Origin of the sequence: Pseudomonas gingeri (assembly GCF_013386115.1) — a bacterium.
Classification (GTDB): domain Bacteria; phylum Pseudomonadota; class Gammaproteobacteria; order Pseudomonadales; family Pseudomonadaceae; genus Aquipseudomonas; species Aquipseudomonas gingeri.
This window is the reverse complement of record NZ_JACAOR010000011.1, coordinates 66,620-88,216: the sequence shown is the minus strand read 5'-3', so window position 1 is coordinate 88,216 and position 21,597 is coordinate 66,620. Positions and strand designations below refer to the sequence as shown.

18 protein-coding genes and 1 pseudogene are annotated in these 21,597 nt (G+C 61.1%); 4 read left to right on the top strand and 15 right to left on the bottom strand.

Going from position 1 to position 21,597, the window contains the following annotated elements; translation table 11 throughout:
- Positions 1-38: 38 nt before the first annotated feature.
- Complete coding sequence (locus tag HX881_RS21530) at positions 39-800, bottom strand: SDR family oxidoreductase (protein WP_017129648.1); 762 nt, start codon at positions 798-800, stop codon at positions 39-41.
- Positions 801-1,049: 249 nt separating this feature from the next.
- On the opposite strand from HX881_RS21530, the gene HX881_RS21525 reads away from it, so the two are divergent.
- Complete coding sequence (locus HX881_RS21525) at positions 1,050-2,054, top strand: NADP-dependent oxidoreductase (protein ID WP_017129649.1); 1,005 nt, start codon at positions 1,050-1,052, stop codon at positions 2,052-2,054.
- Positions 2,055-2,132: 78 nt separating this feature from the next.
- Here HX881_RS21525 and pyrF read toward each other — a convergent pair whose 3' ends face one another.
- Positions 2,133-2,831, bottom strand: a complete 699-nt coding sequence (pyrF, locus tag HX881_RS21520) for an orotidine-5'-phosphate decarboxylase (RefSeq protein ID WP_017129650.1) — start codon at positions 2,829-2,831, stop codon at positions 2,133-2,135.
- 262 nt (positions 2,832-3,093) lie between these two features.
- On the opposite strand from pyrF, the gene eat reads away from it, so the two are divergent.
- The 3 genes from eat to HX881_RS21505 all read left to right on the top strand — a co-directional run bounded on the left by eat (position 3,094) and on the right by HX881_RS21505 (position 5,411).
- Positions 3,094-4,458 (top strand): ethanolamine permease, encoded by a 1,365-nt coding sequence (gene eat / locus HX881_RS21515; RefSeq protein ID WP_017129651.1) that lies wholly within the window; start codon positions 3,094-3,096, stop codon positions 4,456-4,458.
- Positions 4,459-4,579: 121 nt separating this feature from the next.
- The gene (locus HX881_RS21510; RefSeq protein ID WP_017129652.1) at positions 4,580-4,747 is read left to right on the top strand and encodes a DUF2897 family protein; all 168 of its coding nucleotides are present in this window, start codon (positions 4,580-4,582) and stop codon (positions 4,745-4,747) included.
- 103 nt (positions 4,748-4,850) lie between these two features.
- Positions 4,851-5,411, top strand: coding sequence for a TetR/AcrR family transcriptional regulator (locus HX881_RS21505; RefSeq protein WP_017129653.1), 561 nt, complete (start codon positions 4,851-4,853; stop codon positions 5,409-5,411).
- An 85-nt stretch (positions 5,412-5,496) separates the two neighbouring features.
- Here HX881_RS21505 and HX881_RS21500 read toward each other — a convergent pair whose 3' ends face one another.
- The 13 genes and pseudogenes from HX881_RS21500 to mtnA all read right to left on the bottom strand — a co-directional run bounded on the left by HX881_RS21500 (position 5,497) and on the right by mtnA (position 21,514).
- Positions 5,497-5,829 carry a ComEA family DNA-binding protein gene (locus HX881_RS21500; protein ID WP_017129654.1) on the bottom strand — a complete coding sequence of 111 codons (333 nt, stop codon included), beginning with the start codon at positions 5,827-5,829 and terminating at the stop codon, positions 5,497-5,499.
- A gap of 111 nt (positions 5,830-5,940) precedes the next feature.
- Positions 5,941-7,935 carry a polysaccharide biosynthesis protein gene (locus HX881_RS21495; protein ID WP_177086520.1) on the bottom strand — a complete coding sequence of 665 codons (1,995 nt, stop codon included), beginning with the start codon at positions 7,933-7,935 and terminating at the stop codon, positions 5,941-5,943.
- A 90-nt stretch (positions 7,936-8,025) separates the two neighbouring features.
- Complete coding sequence (locus tag HX881_RS21490; RefSeq protein WP_017129656.1) at positions 8,026-9,045, bottom strand: MraY family glycosyltransferase; 1,020 nt, start codon at positions 9,043-9,045, stop codon at positions 8,026-8,028.
- A gap of 404 nt (positions 9,046-9,449) precedes the next feature.
- Positions 9,450-9,749 (bottom strand): integration host factor subunit beta, encoded by a 300-nt coding sequence (gene ihfB, locus HX881_RS21485; RefSeq protein WP_017129657.1) that lies wholly within the window; start codon positions 9,747-9,749, stop codon positions 9,450-9,452.
- A 133-nt stretch (positions 9,750-9,882) separates the two neighbouring features.
- A complete protein-coding gene (locus tag HX881_RS21480) occupies positions 9,883-10,164 on the bottom strand; it encodes a hypothetical protein (protein ID WP_017129658.1) in 282 nt (93 codons plus the stop codon).
- 192 nt (positions 10,165-10,356) lie between these two features.
- Positions 10,357-12,042, bottom strand: a complete 1,686-nt coding sequence (gene rpsA, locus HX881_RS21475; protein ID WP_017129659.1) for a 30S ribosomal protein S1 — start codon at positions 12,040-12,042, stop codon at positions 10,357-10,359.
- A 120-nt stretch (positions 12,043-12,162) separates the two neighbouring features.
- Entirely contained in the window at positions 12,163-12,852 is a 690-nt protein-coding gene (gene cmk, locus HX881_RS21470; protein WP_017129660.1) for a (d)CMP kinase, read from the bottom strand.
- Positions 12,853-12,872: 20 nt separating this feature from the next.
- A pseudogene (locus HX881_RS21465) lies at positions 12,873-13,772 on the bottom strand (prephenate dehydrogenase/arogenate dehydrogenase family protein); the annotation flags it as partial.
- Between the two features lie 28 nt (positions 13,773-13,800).
- Complete coding sequence (gene hisC / locus HX881_RS21460; protein WP_017129661.1) at positions 13,801-14,913, bottom strand: histidinol-phosphate transaminase; 1,113 nt, start codon at positions 14,911-14,913, stop codon at positions 13,801-13,803.
- An 11-nt stretch (positions 14,914-14,924) separates the two neighbouring features.
- Positions 14,925-16,019, bottom strand: a complete 1,095-nt coding sequence (gene pheA / locus HX881_RS21455; RefSeq protein ID WP_017129662.1) for a prephenate dehydratase — start codon at positions 16,017-16,019, stop codon at positions 14,925-14,927.
- Positions 16,019-17,104 carry a 3-phosphoserine/phosphohydroxythreonine transaminase gene (gene serC / locus HX881_RS21450; RefSeq protein ID WP_042937231.1) on the bottom strand — a complete coding sequence of 362 codons (1,086 nt, stop codon included), beginning with the start codon at positions 17,102-17,104 and terminating at the stop codon, positions 16,019-16,021. Before serC ends, pheA begins: the two co-directional genes overlap by 1 nt.
- A 209-nt stretch (positions 17,105-17,313) precedes the next feature.
- Entirely contained in the window at positions 17,314-20,112 is a 2,799-nt protein-coding gene (gyrA, locus tag HX881_RS21445; protein ID WP_177086518.1) for a DNA gyrase subunit A, read from the bottom strand.
- 325 nt (positions 20,113-20,437) lie between these two features.
- Complete coding sequence (gene mtnA / locus HX881_RS21440) at positions 20,438-21,514, bottom strand: S-methyl-5-thioribose-1-phosphate isomerase (protein ID WP_177086516.1); 1,077 nt, start codon at positions 21,512-21,514, stop codon at positions 20,438-20,440.
- Positions 21,515-21,597 lie beyond the last annotated feature (83 nt).

Here is a 21,597-nt window from a genome sequence, read left to right as displayed (position 1 = left end):
ACCGGGGGGCTACAGGCAGCGGCGAACAGCACGACAGATCAAATGGCCGTGGCTCCGCCATCCACTGCCAGGGCGTGACCGGTGGTGAACGCCGCGCCGTCGCTGCACAGGTAGAGCACCGCGCTGGCAATCTCCTCGACCTTGCCGATACGGCCGACCGGGTGCATCGCCGCGGCGAATTCGCCCTTCTTCGGATCGGCCTCATAGGCGCGCCGGAACATGTCGGTGTCGATCACCGCCGGGCATACGGCGTTGACGCGAATTTTCTTCTTCGCGTATTCGATCGCCGCCGATTTGGTCAGGCCGATCACCGCGTGCTTGGAAGCCGCATAGATGCTCATCTTCGGCGCGGCCCCGAGGCCGGCGACCGACGCCGTGTTGACGATCGCGCCGCCGCCCTGGGCGAGCATCAACGGCAACTGGTACTTCATGCACAGCCAGACGCCTTTGACATTGACGCCCATGATCGCGTCGAACTCATCCAGGGTGCCATCGGCCAACTTGCCCTTCTCGATCTCGATCCCGGCATTGTTGAAGGCGTAGTCGACCCGACCGTAGGCAGCGACGGCCTGCTCCATGAGTTTCTGCACGTCGGCTTCCTGGGTGACATTGCAGCGGACGAAGATCGCCTCGCCACCGTCGGCACGGATCAGTTCGACGGTGCCCTCGCCCCCCGCCACATCCAGGTCGGCCACCACCACCTTCAGGCCTTCGGCGGCAAAAGCCTGGGCGGTTGCCCGGCCAATCCCGGCGGCAGCGCCGGTCACCAGGGCCACCTGGCCGGAAAACGTCATGCTCATGGTTCTGTCCTCGCTGAGTGGGTGAAAGGTCGCGTGAACCGAGTCTAGCCAGTGGCCGGCCCCGCGGGGCAGCACTATCAGAAGGCCGGTTATCGCCTTATGCACCGCAGTGATAAGTTGTGGTGATAACAGCGCGATGACCACCATCATTGCAGTGGATCGCAGCCTATTCGCCCGACGGGCAAAACTTGCCGTGATGCCGATCAGGGTCTATCTACAAGGCTTCATTGATCGCTTCGAGTGCCTGCCATGACCACCCAGAACAATCGCCAATTCCTCCTGGCCAAACGCCCGGTCGGGGCTGCGAACCGTGACACCTTCACCTATCAGGAAGTCCCGGTGGGCGAGCCGGGGGCGAACCAGATCCTGGTCCGCAACGAGTACCTGTCCCTGGACCCCGCGATGCGCGGCTGGATGAACGAAGGCAAGTCCTATATCCCGCCGGTGGGCCTGGGTGAGGTCATGCGTGCGCTGGGAGTCGGCAAGGTGATTGCCTCCAACAACCCGGGGTTTGCCGTCGGCGACTACGTCAACGGGGCGCTGGGCGTGCAGGATTATTTCCTCGGTGAGCCACGGGGCTTCTACAAGGTCGATCCGAAGCTGGCGCCGCTGCCGGTCTACCTGTCGGCGCTGGGCATGACCGGGATGACCGCCTACTTCGCCCTGCTCGATGTCGGTGCGCCGAAAGCCGGTGAAACCGTGGTGATCTCCGGCGCCGCCGGAGCCGTGGGCAGCATTGCCGGGCAGATCGCCAAGCTCAAGGGCTGCCGTGTGGTGGGGATTGCCGGCGGCGCGCAGAAGTGCCGGTTCCTGGTCGACGAACTGGGCTTCGACGGCACCATCGACTACAAGAACGAAGACGTTCAGGCCGGTCTGAAACGCGAGTGTCCGAAGGGTGTCGACGTGTATTTCGACAATGTCGGCGGCGATATCCTCGACGCCGTGCTGACCCGCCTGAACCTCAAGGCTCGCGTGGTGATCTGCGGGGCCATCAGCCAGTACAACAACAAGGAAGCCGTCAAGGGTCCGGCCAACTACCTGGCGCTGCTGGTCAATCGCGCACGCATGGAAGGTTTCGTGGTCATGGACTACGCCGCGCGCTTCGCCGCCGCCGGGCAGGAAATGGCCGGCTGGATGGCCAAGGGGCAGCTCAAGAGCAAGGAGGATATCGTCGAGGGCCTGCAGACTTTCCCCGAAACCCTGGGCAAGCTGTTCAGTGGCGAGAATTTCGGCAAGCTGGTGCTGAAGGTCTGAAAGGACTGCTCACAACGACCGGCAGGAGCGGGCTTGCCCGCTCCCGCACAAGCACCACTCCCCCACCGGCAGGCCGGATCAGGCCAGCTCGGCCACGACCGCCGCCAGGGCCTGGGCCGGGTCTGCCGCCTGGCTGATCGGGCGACCGATCACCAGGTAGTCGGAACCGGCCTGCAGTGCCTGGCGTGGCGTCAGGATCCGTCGTTGGTCGTCCTGGGCGCTGCCCGCCGGACGAATCCCCGGGGTCACCAGTTGCAGGCCCGGATGGGCACTCTTCAGCGCCGTGGCTTCCAGCGCCGAACACACCAGGCCATCGAGCCCGGCCTTCTCGGCCAGGGCCGCCAGACGCAGCACCTGCACCTGCGGCTCGACATCCAGGCCGATACCCGCCAGGTCTTCACGCTCCATGCTGGTCAGCACGGTCACGCCGATCAACAACGGCTTCGGACCGCTGCGCTGGTCGAGCACTTCACGACAGGCCGCCATCATGCGCAGGCCACCGGAGCAATGGACATTGACCATCCAGACCCCCATTTCCGCGGCTGCCTTGACCGCCATCGCGGTGGTGTTGGGAATGTCGTGGAACTTGAGATCCAGGAACACTTCGAAGCCCTTGTCGCGCAGGGTCCCGACAATTTCCGAGGCGCAGCTGGTGAACAGTTCCTTGCCGACTTTGACCCGGCACAGTTTCGGGTCCAGTTGATCGGCCAGCTTCAGGGCGGCGTCACGGGTGGGGTAATCCAGGGCGACGATGATAGGAGTCTGGCAGGCGGACATGGATGGGCTCTCAGGCAAGTCGAAATCGGCGCGGATTGTAGCGCAAGCCGGGGCTGATCGGGACCCGGTGATCGGCAAATGTGCCCACGGCGCGCCATAAAGGTCCCCACTCGCACCAATTAAAGTCGAAATCCCGGGCAACATCGGCGAAATATCCTCGATACGACAGCTTTTTCACCCTTTGCGACGCATTCCCCGGCGCTGGCACGTCCGCTGCACCCGCCTGTTCCGAGCGGTATCCAAACGGTTCAGGGAGAAACATATGAACACTCGACTCAAGCCCACGCTGGGCACGTTGCATCTGTGGGGCATCGCCGTCGGCCTGGTGATTTCCGGCGAGTATTTCGGCTGGAGCTACGGCTGGGGCGTCGCCGGTACGCTCGGATTCCTGGTGACATCGTTGATGGTCGCGGCGATGTACACCTGCTTCATCTTCAGCTTTACCGAACTGACCACCGCCATTCCCCACGCGGGCGGCCCCTTTGCCTACAGCCGCCGGGCCTTTGGCGAGAAAGGCGGGCTGATCGCCGGCCTGGCGACACTGATCGAGTTTGTCTTCGCGCCACCGGCCATTGCCCTGGCCATCGGTGCCTACCTGAATGTGCAGTTCCCCGCGCTTGATCCCAAGCATGCCGCCGTGGGCGCCTACATTGTGTTCATGGGCCTGAACATCCTCGGGGTGAAACTGGCCGCCACCTTCGAACTGGTGGTCTGCGTCCTGGCGGTGGCCGAGTTGCTGGTATTCATGGGCGTGGTCGCACCGGCCTTCAGCTTCAGCCATTTCGCCCTGAACGGCTGGGCCGGAGCCGACAGCTTCGGCGCGCCGGCGATTGCCGGGATGTTCGCAGCCATTCCGTTTGCCATCTGGTTTTTCCTCGCGATCGAAGGCGCCGCCATGGCCGCCGAAGAAGCCAAGGATCCGAAACGCACCATTCCCAAGGCCTATATCAGCGGCATCCTGACCCTGGTGCTGCTGGCGATGGGCGTGATGTTCTTCGCCGGTGGCGTCGGTGACTGGCGTACCTTGTCGAACATCAACGATCCCCTGCCACAGGCGATGAAAGCCGTGGTCGGCGACAGCTCCGGCTGGCTGCACATGCTGGTGTGGATCGGCCTGTTCGGCCTGGTGGCGAGTTTCCACGGGATCATCCTCGGTTATTCGCGCCAGTTCTTCGCCCTGGCCCGCGCCGGCTACCTGCCCGCGTCCCTGGCCAAGCTCTCGCGCTTCCAGACCCCGCATCGCGCCATTATCGTCGGCGGCCTGATCGGCATCGCCGCCATCTACAGCGACGGCCTGATCAACCTCAGCGGCATGACCCTCACCGCGGCCATGATCACCATGGCGGTATTCGGCGCGATCGTCATGTACATCATGAGCATGCTCAGCCTGTTCAAACTGCGCAAAACCGAGCCGGACCTGGAGCGCACCTTCCGCGCGCCGGGCTATCCGCTCGTCCCGGCCATCGCGCTGTTCCTGGCCGTGGTCTGCCTGGTCGCCATGGCCTGGTTCAACGCGCTGATCGGCCTGATCTTCGTCGGCTTCATGGCCGCCGGCTTCCTGTACTTCCTGCTGACCGCGCAGTTGCGCGCCGACGCCCCGGCGGATGCGATGCTGACCGGGCAGTAAGAGCTATCGGAGCAGAACGGGCTTACAATTGAACCACTGAGAAATCCCGTGACTCAAAGTGGTAAGGGCCGGCATCCCGCACGAACTTCTCGCGCGGGATCGGTCCATCAAGGAGAATCCCATGCCCTGGTATGCCTGGTTGATCATCGTGGTTGCCATCGGCTCCATCGTCGGCGGCCTGATGATGTTGCGCGACACCGCCACCAAAGTGGAGCTCACCGACGAACAGCGCAAGCGCGTCCAGGAGCGCAACGCCGAGATGGATGCCAAGGACGCGCAGGACCGCTGACACCCCCTCCTGCATTTGAACGGATTTGAACCAACCTTCAAAAAATCCAACCCTCTGCCGACAACTCACAGTTATCATTGGCCGGAGATTTGGAGGTTGAGCCATGCGCTATTCACACGATCATAAAGCCCAGACCCACGAGCGCATCATCAAGGAAGCAGCGGCCCGCTTTCGCCGTGACGGTATTGGCGCGACCGGCCTGCAGCCCTTGATGAAAGCCCTGGGCCTGACCCACGGCGGCTTCTACGCGCACTTCAAATCCAAGGACGAACTGGTCGAGAAAGCCCTGCAGGAAGCCGCGGCGGAACTGGACGTGCATTGCGACACGCTGTTCAGCCAGGACAAGCCGGTACAGGCGTTCATCGACAGCTACCTGTCCGAGTGGCACCTGACCACGCCGGAACACGGATGCCCATTGCCGACCATGTGCTCGGAGCTGGGACAACGTGGCGCACCGAGCCCGACCACCGACACGGTGATCGAGTCCCGGCTCAAGCAGGTCGAGGAGGCGCTGGGTGGCGGACCGGATGCACAGGACCAGAGTATCGTGATGCTGGCGACGCTGGTCGGGGCGCTGGTGCTCTCGCGCAGTGCGGAAGACGCCGAACTGGCGCAGAAGATCCTGGATGTGACCAGGGCGCATTTGAAGGATCAGGTGGAGTAAGGCTCGCCAGGGGCTGCGACAACCAGAGCCCCTGACGAAAAAGAGACCGATCCCCGGACCGGTCTCGAGCGCCGGATCGACGCCGTCAGTTGATCGCCAGTTGGTCGCGATTCTTGTCGAGAATCGCCTTGCCGATCCCCTTGACCTCAAGCAACTCATCCACCGAAGAGAAAGGTCCGTTCGCTTCCCGATAGGCGACGATGGCCTGGGCCTTGGCCTCGCCGATGCCCGACAGTTCACGCTGGATGGTTTCGGCATCGGCGGTGTTCAGGTTGACCTTGCCGGCTTTTGGAGCGGACTCCGCCTGACTCGCGGGTGCGGCTTGCTGGCCGGTCTGGGCGGCTGGCGCCGCATTGACCGCCGCGGTGGCGCCGAGCAGAACGGTTAACAACAGGGAGGGGAAAAAGCCTGTACGCATAGGTGACACTCCATGACATCGTAGGGGAAAGCAGCTTTTCCGAAGCTGCTTTCCAAACCTAGGTGATGCTGGAGCCTTGTCAAAAACGAGGCCGTTACCGGGTGTGTAGCTTCAGGGATCCATGCGCCGCTGCTGATAGATCCAGTCCACTATCTCACCGTCCGGGGCATAGCCGCTGACAGTGTCCCGCAACAACTGACGCACACGCGCGTAGTCATCGTTCTCCACGGCCGCAAGCAATTCGGACAGGCGCAACTTGAGCGCCTCCCAGGGCAGCAGGTCTTCATTGGCGGTCATGATCATCGGATGCTGGGTCGCCGCCACGTTGTCGCCGATCAGCAACTCTTCGTAAAGCTTTTCTCCAGGTCGCAACCCCGAGAACTCGATCGCGATATCACCATGAGGGTTCTTGTCGGAACGGATACTCAGGCCGGAAAGGTGAATCATCTTTTCCGCCAGCTCGACAATCCTGACCGGTTCGCCCATGTCCAGGACAAACACATCGCCCCCCTGCCCCATCGAGCCGGCCTGGATGACCAGTTGGGCGGCTTCAGGGATAGTCATGAAGTAACGCGTGATCTTCGGATGGGTCACCGTCAGCGGCCCACCCGCCTTGATCTGCTTGTGGAACAACGGAATAACCGACCCCGACGAACCCAGCACGTTGCCAAACCGAACCATGGTGAAACGGGTCTTGTTGACCCGGGACACATTGCTAGAATCACCAAAGAGCACCGGTGCCAGCTCACGACTGAGGGCCTGCAGGGTCATCTCGGCCAGACGCTTGGTGCTGCCCATGACATTGGTCGGCCGCACCGCCTTGTCGGTGGAAATGAGCACGAAGTTCGCCACGCCGGCCTGCAATGCCGCCTGAGCGGTGTTCAGGGTGCCGATCACATTGTTCAGCACGCCTTCGGCGATGTTGTGCTCGACCATGGGCACGTGCTTGTACGCCGCCGCATGGTAGACCGTTTCCACACGCCAGGTTTTCATGACAGACAGCAACTTGTCCGGATTACGCACGGAGCCGAGGATCGGCAGCAGGCGCACGGACAGGGACTCACGGGCCACGCGCCGCTCAAGCTCCGACAAGATGCTGTAGAGATTGAACTCACTGTGCTCGAAAAGCAGAAGCGTCGTTGGGCGCAAGGCAAGAATCTGCCGGCAAAGCTCCGAACCAATGGAGCCGCCGGCTCCGGTGACAAGCACCGCACGGCCCTTGATGCAATGCTCAAGCAGTTCAGCCTGGGCAGGCACGGCGTCACGCCCGAGCAGATCGGCGATATCGACTTCCTGGATATCGTCGACCTTGACCCGCCCGCTGGCCAGATCCATGAACCCGGGCACACTGCGTACATGCAAGGGGTAACCTTCCAGGAAACCAAGAATCTCACGGCGGCGCCCGCGGGAAGAGGAAGGAATCGCCAGCAGGATTTCCTGGGCTCCCGTGGTATCGATCATCTGCTGGATATGCTTGGGTTTGTAGACCTGCAACCCGGAAATACTGCGATCGGCAATACTGCTGTCATCGTCAATAAAGGCAACGGGCTGCATGGCGCGGCCCATGCGCAGCGCAGCAACCAGTTGGTTACCCGCCGAACCGGCTCCGTACACCGCCACCTTCGTCAGCCCGCTATCACGATTGGCAAAAGGCATGTGCTGGGAGGCACCAAACCAATCCCCCAGGAAGTACTGGCGCATCACCAGACGCAGACCACCGATCATGATCAGGCTCAACCACCAGTAGTTGAACATGATGGATCGCGGCACCACTGTCTGGTGGTTGCTATAGAGATAGACCACCACACCGAGGATCAGCGCGGACAGGCTCACCGCCTTGACGATGGCGATCAGGGCATCATTGCCGAAATAACGCATCACCGCCCGGTACAACCCGAATTTTACAAACAGCGGAATAGCCACCACAGGCGCGGAGAGAAACAACCAGCGGTGCTGGGTAAACGGGTTGATCACGTCGTCCAGCCCCAGCCTGACGACAAACGACATCCACAGCGCCAACCACACCAGCACAATGTCGGCGATGACCTGAAGAACGCGTTTTTGCCGACGCGGGAGGCCTAACAAAAAGGCTCGTATCTTATCCATAACCCCTCTAAGGCCAGTATCCAAAAAACGGCAATACACATGCTGTATCCGATACAGGCATGTCCAAGCCAACTGGAAAAACGATAACGCTCAGCCCGCTTTTTCCAGCTCGCCCGCGTGAAACCTGAAGGCCAGGAAAACCAACGGCACATACGCGACAATCAGCCCGATGGCGCCGTCCACTATCGACAATCCGACACATAGGGCAATCGGCAACAACCAGCCAAGATTGATCCCGGTTACCGCCAGAGTCACCGGCAGATGGCTGCCCACCTGCCGCGAGGCAAATTGATAGGCATGACTGCGATGCGCCTCGTACACCTTGTCACCACGCAGTAAACGTCGTATCAACGTAAACGTCGCGTCGACGACGAACACGCCCAGCAAAATCAACCACACCCACAGCAACCGGGGTTCAGCCCAGGCCGCATGGAGGGAAAGCCCGCCGAGCATCACGCCGAGAAAACCGCTGCCGGCATCACCCATGAAAATCCTGGCAGGTGGAAAATTCCAGTATAGAAAACCACCGACCGCCATCGCCAGCAGCAACGGCGGCCAGATCAGGCCTGCATTGTCTGTGAGTGTATAGACAAGACACGCGCCGAGGCACGCCGTCAGCGCTTCTACGCTGGCAATCCCGTCGATTCCATCCATGAAATTATAAAGATTGAGCATCCACACCAGATAGAAGGCGGCCAAGACATCACCGACCAACCCCAGGTTGATACGTGCGCCCATGATATCAAGAGTCGGCAGGCCACCCATCCAGAAAAGCAACCAGGCCGCCGCCGAAAAATGAGCCAACAAGCGCCAGCGAGCAGCTACATGGCCATGATCGTCGAGAAACCCCACCAGCGCGATACAGGCGCCGGCACCCAGCAGCGCCCAGACGATGGGCCAAAGCACGATGCCGGTAAACGCCAGGACAGGCAAGACAGCCAGGAAACTGACGACGATGGCCACGCCACCACCACGGGGAGTGGCGACGGAATGAGAGCTGCGCTCGTTGGGAATATCCATCAGGCTGCGCGCCAACGCGTAATGACGAAGAGCGCCCGTCAACAATAACGACGCCATCAACACGACCAAACAGCACAACAAAATCATCATCAAGCCAAGATCCTTGCCACACTTAAATAACGATATTCACGAGCAGCTTTTACTCGCCAGACCCGGAAACTTTACGCGTCGTAAAAAACAGGAGGCCAAGCCAGAAAATACTCGACCTGGCAGTTGGGCCCGCGAATATAGACGACTCTACGCAATAACTCGACACTTGCCACCATGGACAAGAAAACCAGCGAAATACAGAGGGGAAGAGATAACGGGGAAATAGCCGCTACGACCGGACATGATCCCGGAGCACAAAGGGAGACAGTGAACCGAACGGGTCAATCCCGGATGCCATCCAATAAACGGAATGCCGATTTATCGGGATAGATACAATCGCCCGCTGGGTGATGAACAACGGGACAGATCACCAGGCCAGACGCATACGCACCTGGCGAAGATGATCAGGCATCATCATGCTCTTCATCTTCATTCACCCGATCCCGAAGCTCCTTCCCCGGTTTGAAGTGCGGTACAAACTTCCCATCCAGGCTGACCGACTGCCCGGTCTTGGGATTGCGCCCCACGCGCGGTGCGCGATAGTGCAGGGAAAAGCTACCGAATCCACGAATTTCGATCCGGTCCCCAGTCGCCAGGCACTGGGACATTTGCTCAAGCATGGTCTTGATGGCCAACTCGACATCCTTGGATGAGAGCAGCCCCTGATGGGTGACAATTCGTTCGATCAACTCCGACTTCGTCATATTTTTCCCTTCTTTTTCAAGCAGCTAGGAAAAGCGCTTCGAAGGTTTTAGCATGACCTGAGGATTTTGAACAGCCCATCTATTGACTTATCTGCATACCAGATACGTCCGGGCCTGGAGGTGTGTATATCGACTAGTTGCAGATCACCAGCATCGTCCGGGTGGCATAGCCTGCCGGATTCCAGCCAAAGAGATAGTCACCTTCATCATCCTTGGCATCACTGGACTTGGTGACGACCTTGTAGCCCTGAGCCTTGCACTCGCGAGCCGCCCGTTTGTAGCACTTTTCCCAGCCGGAACCCAATCCCGAGCAGTCGATCTCGATACCGCTCACACCGTGCCTGACGTGGGTCTTGGCGTTGGTGGTACATCCGGCAAGCAACGCCAGGGCAAATACTGCTATGAGCTTGCTCATTCACATCCTTATCAAGGTGACACCCTGAGAAAAGCCTTCGACAGCTGACAATGGCTGATCCAGACACACAGATCTTTACACTTATAAATGTGACCGTAGCACGTCCGATTTGGTTTCACCCGTGAAACACTCAAATCCCGGCCATAAAAAAGGGCGACCGAAGTCGCCCTTTTTTCAACAGTCAGACAGAACTCAGTTCTGTTTGGCCATTGCTTGACGCAGCAGAGCAGCCATGGTGGTGTCAGCTGCTTCGCCTTCCGGAGCTGCTTTCAGGCTCTGGATGGCTTCTTTCTCGTCTTCAACGTCTTTCGACTTGATCGACAGCTGGATCACGCGGCTCTTGCGGTCAACGCTGATGATCTTGGCTTCTACTTCTTCGCCTTCCTTCAGGACGTTACGCGCGTCTTCAACGCGGTCACGGCTGATTTCGGAGGCTTTCAGAGTCGCTTCGATATCGTCGGCCAGAACGATGATGGCGCCTTTGGCGTCAACTTCTTTCACAGTGCCTTTAACGATGGCGCCTTTGTCGTTAACCGAGACGTACTCGGAGAACGGGTCGCTTTCCAGTTGCTTGATGCCCAGGGAGATGCGCTCACGCTCTGGGTCAACCGACAGGATGACGGTGTCCAGCTCGTCGCCCTTCTTGAAACGACGTACGGCTTCTTCGCCCACTTCGTTCCAGGAGATGTCGGACAGGTGAACCAGACCGTCGATGCCGCCGTCCAGACCAATGAAGATACCGAAATCGGTGATCGACTTGATGGTGCCGGAGATCTTGTCGCCCTTGTTGAACTGGCCAGAGAAGTCTTCCCATGGGTTCGACTTGCACTGCTTGATGCCCAGGGAGATACGACGACGCTCTTCGTCGATGTCCAGAACCATGACTTCCACTTCGTCGCCGACTTGTACGACTTTCGAAGGGTGGATGTTCTTGTTGGTCCAGTCCATTTCCGAAACGTGCACCAGACCTTCAACGCCTTCTTCCAGCTCAGCGAAGCAGCCGTAGTCGGTCAGGTTGGTTACACGCGCGGTAACGCGGGTGCTTTCTGGGTAACGGGCTTTGATAGCAACCCATGGATCTTCGCCCAGCTGCTTCAGGCCCAGGGAAACACGATTGCGCTCGCGATCGTACTTCAGAACCTTGACATCGATCTCGTCGCCAACGTTGACGATTTCCGATGGATGCTTGATGCGCTTCCAGGCCATGTCGGTGATGTGCAGCAGGCCATCGACGCCACCCAGATCGACGAATGCGCCGTAGTCGGTGAGGTTCTTGACGATACCCTTGACTTGCTGACCTTCCTGCAGGGATTCCAGCAGAGCTTCACGCTCGGCGGAGTTCTCGGCTTCCAGGACGCTGCGGCGGGAAACGACAACGTTGTTGCGTTTCTGGTCGAGCTTGATGACCTTGAACTCGAGCTCTTTGCCTTCCAGGTGCGTGGTGTCGCGCACTGGACGGACGTCAACCAGGGAACCTGGCAGGAACGCACGGATGCCGTTAACGTCGACAGTGAAGCCGCCTTTAACCTTACCGTTGATAACGCCCTTGACCACTTCCTCGGCTGCGAAGGCTGCTTCCAGAACGATCCAGCATTCAGCGCGCTTGGCTTTTTCACGGGACAGCTTGGTTTCACCAAAGCCGTCTTCAACCGAATCCAGCGCCACGTGAACTTCGTCACCGACGTTGATGTTCAGCTCGCCAGCATCGTTGTAGAACTGTTCCAGCGGGATCAGAGCTTCAGACTTCAGACCAGCGTGGACAGTGACCCAACGAGCTTGGTAATCGATATCAACGATAACACCGGTGATGATCGAACCAGCCTGAAGATTAAGGGTCTTCAAGCTCTCTTCAAAGAGTTCCGCAAAGCTTTCGCTCATTTTAATTCCTGTTGATAAGGGCGAAGAATACGCCCATCTGCCACACCCCAGACGGTGTGGGTTACGTTCATATGAAAGAAGCCATGCAGGACTATGACTGGTCCCCTGCACGCTTCTTGGTCACCCGGCGATATCGCGAATGGCGATCTCGCTCATGATGCGTTCCAGCACCTGCTCGATGGACAACTCCGTGGAATCCAGCTGTATGGCGTCAGCCGCCGGCTTGAGCGGGGCTACCGCTCGCTGGGTGTCACGCTCATCGCGTGCACGTATCTCATCTAGCAGACTCGACAGACTAACATCATCGCCCTTGGCCTTCAACTGCAAGTACCGGCGACGCGCCCGCTCCTCGGAACTGGCGGTGAGGAAAATCTTCAGCGGCGCATCGGGAAACACCACGGTCCCCATGTCGCGACCGTCGGCCACCAGCCCCGGCGGCTCCTGGAATGCGCGCTGGCGCTGCAGCAAGGCGTCGCGCACCGCCGGCAGGGCCGCGACCTGGGAAGCACCGGCACCGATCGACTCGTTGCGGATATCCTGGGTGACATCGTCCCCTTCGAGAATGATGCGCTGCGGCTGGCCGTCGGTCGCACCGATGAACTGCACGTCGAGGTGGGCGGCCAGCAGCTTGAGGGACTCTTCGTTGGTCAGGTCGACACCGTGATTGCGCGCGGCGAAGGCCAGCAACCGATACAGCGCACCAGAGTCCAGCAGGCACCAGCCCAGACGCTTGGCCAGCAGACCGGCGATAGTGCCCTTGCCCGAGCCGCTGGGTCCGTCGATGGCGATGACTGGAGCTTGAATATTCACGACTGAGCCTCTTTGTGATCATCGTTGGCGTTCATTGTGTCCTTGCGGGCCCGTCGGGCCAAGATCCTGCCGAAATGTTCGCGTGCCGCCTGGGCCCGCTCGAACACATCCAGCAGTTGATGCCCATCCCCCGCGTCGACGGCATCGCGCAAGACATCCAGGTCGCTGCGGAAGGTGTCCAGTGCACGCAACACCGCCTCGCGATTGGCCAGGAAGATGTCGTGCCACATGACCGGATCGCTGCCGGCAATTCGCGTGAAATCACGGAATCCACCGGCGGCGTAACGGAAAATCTCCAGGTTCTCGTTGCGCTTGGCCAGGGAATCCACCAGGCCGAAAGCCAGCAGGTGCGGCAAATGACTGGTGGCCGCCAGGACTTCGTCGTGGCGCTGGACCTGCATATGCTCGACATCCGCGCCCAGGGCACGCCACAGCCGGTCGACCGTGGCCACCGCCGCCGGATCGGTTTCATCCAGCGGGGTCAGGATCACCTTGTGCCGGCGGAACAGCTTGCCGTTGGAAGCCTGCACCCCGCTCTGTTCGGATCCGGCAATCGGGTGCCCGGGCACGAACCGCGGCGGCATGGCGCCAAACGCCGAGCAGGCGGCACGCACCACATTGCCCTTGGCACTGCCGACATCCGTCAGGATCGCTTGCCCCAGGTCCATGCCCGCCAACAGGCCGAGCATCTTCTCCATGGCCAGGATCGGCACCGCCAGTTGAATCACATCGGCTCCCCGACAAGCGGTCGCCAGATCTTCCTCGCAGCGATCGACCACCCCCAGCTCCACCGCCAACTGGCGTGATTGCGGATCGAGATCGACACCGACCACTTCCCGGCAGAGGCCGCTTTCCCGCAGCCCCTTGGCGAAGGAACCGCCAATCAGCCCGAGACCGACCACCACCAGGCGGCCGATCATAGGCGTCACAGATTGCATCGGCATGACATCAACCACGAGCCAGGACCTTGGCCAGGGCCTCGAGCAAACGACTGTTTTCACTGGCCAGGCCAATACTGATGCGCAGGTGCCGCGGCAAACCATAACCGGCGATCGGACGCACGATCACGCCCTCGCGCAGCAGGCCCTGGTAAACCGGCCCCGCGTCGCGACCGACATCGACAGCGAGGAAATTGGCGCGCGAGGGAATCCAGCCCAGGCCCATCTGCCGGAAACCTTCCTCCAGTTGCCGCATGCCGGCTTCGTTCAGCTCGCGACTGCGTGCCACGTACTCGACATCGTCCAGCGCGGCATGGGCCGCCACCAGGGCGAGACTGTTCACGTTGAACGGCTGGCGCACCCGATTGAGGATGTCCGCCACCGCCGGCGACGACAGCCCGTAGCCGACACGCAGCGCCGCCAGGCCGTAGGCCTTGGAGAACGTGCGGGAAACCAGCAGGTTCGGATAGGTCGACAGGTAGTTCAGGCCATTCGGCAGATCTTCGCCCTGGGCGTACTCGATATACGCCTCGTCCAGCACCACCAGCACATTGCCGGGCACCTTCGCCAGGAAGGCTTCCAGCGCCTGCGGGCCGAACCAGGTGCCGGTCGGGTTGTTCGGGTTGGCGATAAACACCACGCGGGTGTTCTCGTCGATCGCCGCCAGCATCGCCGGCAGGTCATGTCCGAAATCCCTGGCCGGAGCCACGCGGGCGTCGGCGGCCACGGCCTGGGTCACGATCGGATAGATCGCGAAGGCATGCTCGCTGAAGACCGCATTCAGGCCCGGCGCCAGGTAGGCACGGGCGACCAGTTCGAGGATATCGTTGGAACCGTTGCCCAGGGTCACCTGGCTGGCCTGCACGCCGCACAACTCGGACAGGCGCTGCTTCAGCTCGAAGCCGTTGCCGTCCGGGTAGCGGGTCAGGTCGGCCAACGCCTCGCCAATCGCCGCCAGGGCCCTGGGACTGGCGCCCAGCGGGTTTTCATTGCTCGCCAGCTTGATGATGCGCGCCGGATCGATATCCAGCTCGCGCGCCAATTCGTCCACGGGCTTGCCCGGAACGTAAGGCGAAAGTTGTTGCACGCCCGGCTGCGCCAGGGCGAGGAAGTCGCCACTCATGTTCAACGCCTTTAGAGAACCGCTTTCGGGTAGGAACCCAGCACCTTGAGGGCCACCGCTTCCTGACTGATCTTCTCCAGCACACCCTTGACCAGCGGATCACGGTGATGGCCGACGAAGTCGATAAAGAACACGTACGTCCATTTACCGCTGCGCGAAGGTCGGGTTTCGATTCGCGTCAGGTCAATCCCGTTGTCGTGGAACGGCACCAGCAGCTCATGGAGCGCGCCGGGCTTGTTGCTCATGGAAACAATGATCGAGGTCTTGTCGTCGCCGGTCGGCGGCACTTCCTGGCTGCCGATCATCAGGAACCGCGTGGAGTTGTCCGGACGGTCCTCGATTTTCTCGGCCAGGCGGGTCAACCCATACAGGCCTGCCGCCATATCGCCGGCAATCGCCGCCGAATTCCACTCACCCTTGACCCGCTTGGCCGCCTCGGCGTTGCTCGACACCGCCACGCGCTCGACATTCGGATAATGGGCGTCCAGCCATTTGCGGCACTGGGCCAGCGACTGGGCATGGGAGTAGATGCGACTGATGCTGTCGGTCTTGGTATTTTCGCCCACCAGCAGATGGTGGTGGATACGCAGCTCGACTTCGCCACAGATCACCATGTCGTGCTCGAGGAAACTGTCGAGGGTGTGGTTGACCGCACCCTCGGTGGAGTTTTCCACCGGCACCACGCCGAAGTTCACCGCACCGGCGGCGACTTCACGGAATACTTCATCGATGGCCGCCATCGGCTTGCTGATCACCGCATGACCGAAGTGCTTCATCGCCGCCGCCTGGGTAAAGGTACCCTCGGGGCCCAGATAAGCCACTTTCAGCGGCTGCTCCAGCGCCAGGCAGGAGGACATGATCTCGCGGAACAACCGCGCCATCTCCTCATTGCCCAGCGGCCCCTGGTTGCGCTCCATGACTCGCTTGAGCACCTGGGCTTCACGCTCCGGGCGATAGAACACCGGCACTTCGCCTTCGGCCAGCGAGGCCATCTTTACCCGCGCGACTTCCTGGGCGCAGCGTGCGCGCTCGCTGATCAGCTCGAGGACTTTCTCGTCGAGACTGTCGATGCGCAGGCGCAGTGCCTTGAGTTCTTGCTCAGACATTAGCCGTGTTCCTTCTCGAACTCTGCCATGTACGCCACCAGCGCATTGACTGCATTGATGTCGACGGCGTTATAGATGGAGGCACGCATGCCGCCCACCGAACGGTGACCCTTGAGGTTCAACAGGCCGCGGGCGTCGGCGCCGGCCAGGAACGGTTTGTCCAGGCGGTCGTCAGCCAGACGGAACGGCACGTTCATCCACGAGCGGTCGGTCTTGTTGATCGGGTTGCTGTACAGGCCGCTGGCATCGATGAAGTCATACAGAGTGCGCTGCTTGACCTCATTGAGCTTGCCGATGGCCGCTACACCACCCTGCTCCTTCAGCCACTCGAATACCAGCCCGGAGAGGTACCAGGCCAGGGTCGGCGGCGTGTTGTACATGGAGCCGTTGTCGGCCGCGACCTTGTAGTTGAGCATGGTCGGGCAGATCGAACGCGCATGCCCCAGGAGGTCTTCGCGAATGATGTTCACGACGATGCCGCTCGGGCCGATGTTCTTCTGCGCACCGGCGTAGATCATGCCGAAGCGGGAGATATCCACAGGGCGCGAGAGAATGTCCGAGGACATGTCGGCGACCAGCGGCACATCGCCGGTTTCCGGAATCCAGTTGAATTCCAGGCCGCCGATGGTTTCGTTCGGCGCGTAGTGAACGTAGGCGGCATCCTTGGACAGGTTCCACTCGTTCTGCCCGGGAATGGCGAAGTAGTCGTAGGGCTTGGCCGTGGCCGCCACATTGACAGCACCATAACGCGAGGCTTCTTCGATGGCTTTCTGCGACCAGATACCGGTATCGATATAGTCGGCCTTGCCGTTTTCGGGCAGCAGGTTCAATGGAATCTGGGAAAACTGCTGGCTGGCGCCGCCTTGCAGGAACAGCACCTTGTAGTTCGAGGGGATATCCAGCAGGTCGCGCAGATCCTGCTCGGCCTTGGTGGCGATGGAGACGAATTCATCGCTGCGATGACTCATTTCCATGACCGACAGCCCTTTGCCGTGCCAGTCCAGCAATTCCGACTGGGCACGCAACAGGACAGCTTCAGGCAGCGCAGCGGGACCCGCGCAGAAGTTATAGGCTCGTTTGCTCACATCCACTCTCGCTTTGCTTGGAGATATACACGCCGCCCGTCCTGCCCGGCGCCCTGCAGGAAAGAATCGCCGGCCGAGCGGGCCGGGGAATCTCGATACTCCTGACACGACGAAGCGGTCCGACAACGACCGCTCCGCGTTCGATCACAACCGATCACACCTCGATCGGTTGCCCTACAGTAGCTACAACGTCAGGCGCAGGCGCTTGATTAATCCTGCGGTTCAACTTCGTCGGTCGCAGCATCCAGCGACGAATCGTCGGCCAGGCCGTCGATCATCACCTCGCCGCCGAACTCGACGCTTTCTTCACTTTCCAGGTCCTCGCCTTCGACTTCCGACGGCTCCTGCACACGCTCCAGGCCGACCAGGGTCTCGTCGCTGGCCAGCTTGATCAGGGTCACGCCCTGGGTGTTACGGCCCAGGCTGGAAACTTCGTCGACACGGGTACGCACCAGGGTGCCCTGGTCGGAAATCAGCATGATTTCCTCGCCTTCCTGCACCTGGATCGCGCCAATCAGCTGGCCGTTGCGGTCCTTGGTGACCATGGCGATCACGCCCTGGCCGCCGCGTCCGCGCCGCGGGAACTTGCTCAGCGGGGTGCGCTTGCCGAAACCGCGCTCGGAAGCGGTCAGGATCTGCGCCCCCGATTCCGGGATCAGCATGGAGATCAACTGCTGGCCCTTGCCGATACGCATGCCGCGGATACCACGGGCGCCACGGCCCATCTCGCGAACCACGCTCTCGGCGAAACGAATCACCTTGCCGGCGTTGGAGAACAGCATGACTTCCTTGGCGCCATCGGTGATCGCCGCGGCAATCAGGGTATCGCCTTCCTTCAGCTTCAGGGCGATCAGGCCGCTGGAGCGTGGACGGCTGAACTGTGCCAGCGGGGTTTTCTTGACCGTACCAAAGGCCGTGGCCATGAAGATATAGGCACCGGTCGGCTCGGCCACCAGCTCTGCCGTGTCGCCATCGACTTCTTCGGCCGCATCGGCCGCTTCATCGGCTTCGATCACTTCGCCTTCGATCACCGCATCATCGGCATCGTCCAGGTCGTCATCGGCACCGGCGCTCTGCTGCAGGGCCTCCAGGTCGATCTGCAGCATGGTGGTGATGTACTCACCTTCGTCCAGCGGCAGCAGGTTGACCAGCGGACGACCGCGAGCGGCGCGGGACGCTTCGGGAATTTCATAGGTCTTGAGCCAGTACACCTTGCCCTTGCTGGAGAACAGCAGGAGCGTGGCATGGCTGTTGGCGACCAGCAGGTGGGAGATGTAGTCCTCATCCTTGACGCCGGTCGCCGACTTGCCTTTACCACCGCGACGCTGGGCCTGGTAGGCCGACAGCGGCTGGGTCTTGGCGTAGCCGCTGTGGGAAATGGTCACCACGCGCTCTTCTTCCGGGATCATGTCGCCCAGGGTCAGGTCGAGGCGCGCATCGAGGATTTCGGTGCGACGCGCATCGCCGTACTCGGCGCGGATGACTTCCAGCTCTTCGCGGATCACTTCCATCAGGCGCGTGGCGCTGTTGAGGATGCGGATCAGCTCGCCGATCTGGTTGAGGATCTCCTGGTACTCGGCCAGCAGCTTCTCGTGCTCCAGGCCGGTCAGGCGGTGCAGGCGCAGCTCCAGGATGGCTTGTGCCTGTTCCGGCGACAGGAAATACTTGCCGTCGCGCAGGCCGTATTGCGGATCGAGGTTTTCCGGACGGCAGGAGTCTGCCCCGGCACGCTCGACCATGGTCATCACCGCACTGGATTCCCAGGGCGTGCTGATCAGCGCTTCCTTGGCTTCCGACGGCGTCGGCGAAGCCTTGATCAGGGCGATCACCGGGTCGATGTTCGACAGGGCCACGGCCTGGCCTTCGAGGATATGTCCACGCTCGCGGGCCTTGCGCAGTTCGAACACGGTACGCCGGGTGACGACTTCGCGACGGTGACGGACGAAGGCTTCCAGCAGGTCCTTGAGATTGAGGATCCGCGGACGACCGTCGATCAGCGCAACGATGTTGATGCCGAACACACTCTGCAACTGGGTCTGGGCGTAGAGGTTGTTGAGAATCACCTCGGGCACTTCGCCACGACGCAGCTCGATCACGACGCGCATACCGTCCTTGTCGGACTCGTCGCGCAGCTCGGTGATGCCTTCGAGCTTCTTCTCTTTCACCAGCTCGGCGATCTTCTCGATCAGGCGAGCCTTGTTCAATTGATAAGGCAGTTCGGTGATGACGATCTGCTGGCGACCACCGACCTTGTCGATATCCTCGACGGTCGAGCGGGCACGCATGTAGATGCGTCCGCGACCGGTGCGGTAGGCCTCGATGATCCCGGCACGGCCGTTGATGATCGCGGCGGTCGGGAAGTCCGGCCCCGGGATGAACTGCATCAGTTCGTCGACGGTCAGCTCGGGGTTGTCGATCAGCGCCAGGCAGCCGTCGATCACTTCACCGAGGTTGTGCGGCGGGATGTTGGTCGCCATGCCCACGGCGATGCCGCTGGAACCGTTGACCAGCAGGTTGGGGATACGGGTCGGCATGACCGCCGGGATCTGCTCGGTGCCGTCATAGTTCGGCACCCAGTCCACGGTTTCCTTGTGCAGGTCGGCCAGCAGCTCGTGCGCCAGCTTGGTCATGCGCACTTCGGTGTATCGCATGGCCGCGGCATTGTCACCGTCGACCGAACCGAAGTTGCCCTGGCCATCGACCAGGAGATAACGCAGGGAGAATGGCTGCGCCATCCGAACAATGGTGTCGTACACCGCGGTATCACCGTGAGGGTGATACTTACCGATCACGTCACCGACCACACGGGCAGATTTCTTGTACGGCTTGTTCCAGTCGTTACCCAGCTCGCTCATCGCAAACAGGACACGCCGGTGCACGGGCTTCAAGCCATCGCGCGCATCGGGCAATGCCCGCCCGACAATCACGCTCATCGCGTAGTCGAGGTAGGACTGTTTCAGCTCGTCTTCGATATTGACCGGGAGGATTTCTTTGGCCAGTTCGCCCATGAGAAGCCTGATTCCTTTTTCTGGTGAAACTTCGTCGCATCCATATGGGACGAACGAAGCTTGCCGCTGCCGACCTGATGCCTGGCAACGACTTACGACAAATCAACGAGTTATGCCATGGATCTGCGCAGTAAGGGCAGTCGGTTCGGACAGCCCTGGAAACCGCCGAATGTTATCACAATCGCCGCCACGCACCTATCCCCGGATACATAAGGATGTAGACAGGCGACCAACGAAACCCTTCGAGAGCGCATCGGGAGGGGCTTAAAAGCAAAATGCCTGCATCCAGACCCCGAAAAAATCACCTGGCCGGAAAAAAACCGGCTCAGTGCAGGCGCTTGCGACACATCAATTGAGTCATCTTCGCGGCGTCCGGTCGTTCGACTATGCCCTTTTCGGTCACGATGACATCGATCAGGTCCGCCGGCGTCACATCGAATACCGGATTGAACGCTTCGACCGGCACACCGAGCCGCTGCCCGCCGACGCTGAGCAATTCGTCGCCATCGCGCTCTTCCAGCACGATATCGTCGCCGCTGGCCAGGCTCATGTCGATGGTCGAGCTCGCGGCCACGACCATGAACCGCACGCCATGGTGCATGGCACAGACGGCCAGTTGGTAGGTGCCGATCTTGCTCGCCACATCGCCGTTCGCGGTGATCCGGTCGGCCCCGACGATGACCCAGGTCACGCCCTTGGTCTTCAGGATGTGGGCGGCGGCGGAATCGGCGTTCACGGTCACCGGGATGTCCGCGTTGGCCAGTTCCCAGGCGGTCAGGCGCGATCCCTGCAGCCAGGGCCGGGTTTCGTCGACGTAGACCCGCTCGACCATGCCTTCGAGGAATGCACCGCGAATCACCCCCAGCGCGGTACCGAAGCCACCGGTCGCCAAGGCGCCGGTATTGCCGTGGGTGAGGATCGCCTGGGCATTGCCCTGATGCTTGCGGATCAGGTCGACACCCAACTGCGCCATGGTCAGGTTGGCCTCACGATCGCTTTCATGGATGGCAATGGCCTCGGCCTCCAGCGCCGCCAGCGGATCGGCGAGGTCACGGGCGCGCTCCAGGCGTTCGCGCATCCGCCCGAGAGCCCAGGAAAGATTGACCGCGGTCGGTCGCGAAGCGGCCAGCAAGGCAAAATCCTCTTCCAGCGCCGCCACCCAGCCACGCCCGTCGGCAAACCGCGCGTGCGCCGCCAGCACCAGGCCGTAGGCGGCAGCGATGCCGATGACCGGCGCGCCGCGCACGACCCTCTCGCGAATCGCCTCGGCCACCCCGGCCGCGCTGTTACAGGCCAACCAGCTGTCCTCGAACGGCAGGATGCGCTGGTCGAGCAGATACAAGGCCCCCTGGCGCCAATCGATGGCCTTGACCTTTTCCGCTGCCAACAACCGATCGCGCATGATTCACTCCGCACTGGGAAACAAAAGCCGCCGATTATAGCGAGCCCCCCGCCAAGACGCTCGGGTATACTTCGCCGTCCTTT

What these genes read in the sequence shown, in the direction of transcription:
- HX881_RS21530 (WP_017129648.1), bottom strand. Translation starts at nt 800, where the DNA reads ATGAGCATGACGTTTTCCGGCCAGGTGGCCCTGGTGACCGGCGCTGCC.
- HX881_RS21525 (WP_017129649.1), top strand. Translation starts at nt 1,050, where the DNA reads ATGACCACCCAGAACAATCGCCAATTCCTCCTGGCCAAACGCCCGGTC.
- pyrF (WP_017129650.1), bottom strand. Translation starts at nt 2,831, where the DNA reads ATGTCCGCCTGCCAGACTCCTATCATCGTCGCCCTGGATTACCCCACC.
- eat (WP_017129651.1), top strand. Translation starts at nt 3,094, where the DNA reads ATGAACACTCGACTCAAGCCCACGCTGGGCACGTTGCATCTGTGGGGC.
- HX881_RS21510 (WP_017129652.1), top strand. Translation starts at nt 4,580, where the DNA reads ATGCCCTGGTATGCCTGGTTGATCATCGTGGTTGCCATCGGCTCCATC.
- HX881_RS21505 (WP_017129653.1), top strand. Translation starts at nt 4,851, where the DNA reads ATGCGCTATTCACACGATCATAAAGCCCAGACCCACGAGCGCATCATC.
- HX881_RS21500 (WP_017129654.1), bottom strand. Translation starts at nt 5,829, where the DNA reads ATGCGTACAGGCTTTTTCCCCTCCCTGTTGTTAACCGTTCTGCTCGGC.
- HX881_RS21495 (WP_177086520.1), bottom strand. Translation starts at nt 7,935, where the DNA reads ATGGATAAGATACGAGCCTTTTTGTTAGGCCTCCCGCGTCGGCAAAAA.
- HX881_RS21490 (WP_017129656.1), bottom strand. Translation starts at nt 9,045, where the DNA reads ATGATGATTTTGTTGTGCTGTTTGGTCGTGTTGATGGCGTCGTTATTG.
- ihfB (WP_017129657.1), bottom strand. Translation starts at nt 9,749, where the DNA reads ATGACGAAGTCGGAGTTGATCGAACGAATTGTCACCCATCAGGGGCTG.
- HX881_RS21480 (WP_017129658.1), bottom strand. Translation starts at nt 10,164, where the DNA reads ATGAGCAAGCTCATAGCAGTATTTGCCCTGGCGTTGCTTGCCGGATGT.
- rpsA (WP_017129659.1), bottom strand. Translation starts at nt 12,042, where the DNA reads ATGAGCGAAAGCTTTGCGGAACTCTTTGAAGAGAGCTTGAAGACCCTT.
- hisC (WP_017129661.1), bottom strand. Translation starts at nt 14,913, where the DNA reads ATGAGTGGCGACTTCCTCGCCCTGGCGCAGCCGGGCGTGCAACAACTT.
- pheA (WP_017129662.1), bottom strand. Translation starts at nt 16,019, where the DNA reads ATGTCTGAGCAAGAACTCAAGGCACTGCGCCTGCGCATCGACAGTCTC.
- gyrA (WP_177086518.1), bottom strand. Translation starts at nt 20,112, where the DNA reads ATGGGCGAACTGGCCAAAGAAATCCTCCCGGTCAATATCGAAGACGAG.
- mtnA (WP_177086516.1), bottom strand. Translation starts at nt 21,514, where the DNA reads ATGCGCGATCGGTTGTTGGCAGCGGAAAAGGTCAAGGCCATCGATTGG.